A 2,543-nucleotide genomic window follows, 5' to 3' on the forward strand; every position below is an offset into this window, starting at 1 on the left:
GATGTCGCGAGATCAGAAAATGGACCCGCCGGCGCCGCAGGCGCCAATCACGGACGCCGGCATGTTGCTGGGCGTGCGCAAGGTCTCCGTGCTCATGCCGGGCATCATCGTCTTCGCGGTCGCCTTCGGTGCCGCGGCCTCGGCCAAGGGCCTGTCCTTCCTCGAGACCATGCTGATGAGCGCCTTCGTCTATGCCGGCGTGGCGCAACTCGTCGCGATGGAGCTATGGCGCCCGGAATGGAGCTGGGGCGCCATCGCCGGGCTGGCCGTCGTCACCGCGACGGTCAATGCCCGGATGGTGCTGCAGGGCGCTTCCCTACAGCCCTGGTTCGCGAAGTACCCCAAGGTTCTCAACGCCTTCCACCTGTTCTTCTTCACCGACGCCAACTGGCTGATCGGCACGCGCTATCAGGCCGAGGGGGGGCGAGACCTCGGCGTGCTGGTGGGGGCGGGGCTGGCGCTCTGGCTGGTCTGGGTGATTGCGACGGGCGGCGGCTACATGCTCGGTGCGCTGGTCAGCGATCCCAGCCGCTACGGCATCGACCTCGTGATGCCGATCTTCTTCGCGGCGATGATCGTGCCGCTCTGGCGCGGCCGACGCGGTACGGTGCCCTGGGTGGTCGCGGGCCTCGTCGCGCTGGTGACCGCCCGGCTGGTCGATGGCTATGCCTTCATCATCGTCGGTTCGCTCGCAGGCGCCATCACGGGAGCTTTCCGCGATGACGCTGCCTGATCCCGGCACCTGGGGCGCGATCCTCGCCATCACCGCGATGGCGATCGCGACATATCTCTGCCGTATCGCCGGCGTCGCGCTGATGAGCTTCATCCCGCTGACGCCGCACGTCCGCCGCGGGCTCGCCGCGCTGCCCGGCTCCATCGTGGTCGCCACCGTACTGCCGCTGATCGAGCGGCTGGGCTGGGCCGCTGCCATTGCGCTGCTGGTCGCGATCGGCACGATGATCCTGCGGCGCAGCGAGCTTCTGGCGCTGCTGACCGGCATGGCGGCGATCTCGGCGCTGCGCGCATTCGGCTTTTGAGAGGCTGCCCGGCTATTCGCCGCGGGGAGTGGGCTTGCGGTGCTTTCGAGAACGGGAGCGGAGCGTATATCAGTACGTGAGCACCGGAAGCGCAAAATGCGCCGTCAGACGGTCGCCGCAGTAGAAGTGCCGGGCAATCTCCGATCCATCACGGCGGCCGATTGCTTCCATCACATCACGTCATCCCGATATGCGCCGCCATGTGTTGACGGCGGGCGGCGGCGGGAGGACGGTGCGGCACAGTAAAACCGACTAAAACGGAGCGCCGTCATGGCATGGTATTCTCAGACGTGGACCTGGTTCGATGGGGCCTGGCATGAGGGCAACCCCGGCATCGTCGGTCCGCGCAGCCATGTGCTCTGGCAGGCTTCGTCGGTCTTCGACGGCGGTCGCTATTTCGACGGCGTCGCGCCGGATATCGATCTGCATGCCGCCCGCGTCAACCGCTCGGCGACGGCGCTCGGCCTGAATCCGACGGTCTCGCCGGACTTCATTGTCGAGAAGATGTTCGAAGGCGCCAAGAAGTTCGCGCCCGGCACGGCGCTCTACGTCAAGCCGATGTACTGGGGCGAGGCGGACGGCCCCTCCACCATCATGGCCGATCCGGAATCGACCCAGTTCGCGCTCTGCCTGTTCGAGGCGGCGATGCCGCAGCCGACCAACGGCTTTTCGGTGACCAAGGGTGCGTTCCGCCGCCCGAGCTACGAGACCGCGCCGACGGACGCCAAGGCGGGCTGCCTCTACCCGAACAATGCCCGCGTGCTGAAGGTGGCCAAGGCTGCCGGCTTCGACAATGCGCTGGTGCTCGACATGCAGGGCAACGTCGCGGAGACCGCGACCTCGAACATCTTCCTCGCCAAGGACGGCGTCGTGAAGACCCCGGTTCCGAACGGCACCTTCCTGAACGGCATCACCCGCCAGCGTGTCATCAAGCTGCTGCGCGAGAACGGCGTACCGGTCGAGGAGTGCAGCCTGCGCTATGAGGATTTCGAGCAGGCCGACGAGATCTTCATGTCGGGCAACTACTCGAAGTGCATGCCGGTGACCCGCATCGACAACCGCACGCTCCAGCCCGGGCCGCTGTTCCGCCGCGCCCGCGAACTCTACATGGACTTCGCCCACAGCAAGGCCAAGGCCGCCTGAGGCGGCTCGCCGTTGACGGCGCGCCTCGCCACCCGGCTGACCGAGCGGCTCGGCATCGCCCATCCCATCCTGTCGGCGCCGATGGCGCTGGCAGGCGGCGGGGCCCTCGCCGCGGCGGTGAGCCGCGCCGGCGGCCTCGGCCTGATCGGCGGCGGCTATGGCGACGGCGCCTGGATCGAGCAGCAATTCTCCGCGGCCGGCAACACGCAGGTCGGCTGCGGCTTCATCACCTGGTCGATGGCCAGGAAGCCGGAGCTGCTCGCGCAGGCCCTGGCGCACAGGCCCGCCGCATTGATGCTCTCCTTCGGCGACCCGCGCCCCTTCGCGGCGGAGATCGCATCCGCGGGCATTCCCCTGATCTGC

The 2,543-nt window shown here is 68.0% G+C and carries 4 protein-coding genes; all 4 read left to right on the top strand.

What is annotated here, in order from left to right; translation table 11 throughout:
• Positions 1-733 (top strand): AzlC family ABC transporter permease (locus tag ACIPIA_RS14060; RefSeq protein ID WP_400510443.1); only part of this gene is annotated, 733 nt, incomplete at its 5' end.
• The gene (locus ACIPIA_RS14065) at positions 720-1,037 is read left to right on the top strand and encodes an AzlD family protein (protein WP_400510445.1); all 318 of its coding nucleotides are present in this window, start codon (positions 720-722) and stop codon (positions 1,035-1,037) included. The genes ACIPIA_RS14060 and ACIPIA_RS14065, both read left to right, overlap by 14 nt.
• A gap of 270 nt (positions 1,038-1,307) precedes the next feature.
• On the top strand, positions 1,308-2,180 hold the full coding sequence (locus tag ACIPIA_RS14070; protein ID WP_400510446.1) for a branched-chain amino acid aminotransferase: 873 nt from the start codon (positions 1,308-1,310) through the stop codon (positions 2,178-2,180).
• A gap of 12 nt (positions 2,181-2,192) precedes the next feature.
• Positions 2,193-2,543: nitronate monooxygenase (locus tag ACIPIA_RS14075; RefSeq protein WP_400510447.1), on the top strand; the 351-nt coding region annotated here is incomplete at its 3' end.

This window comes from Allobosea sp. CER48 (assembly GCF_044752385.1).
GTDB lineage: Bacteria > Pseudomonadota > Alphaproteobacteria > Rhizobiales > Beijerinckiaceae > Allobosea.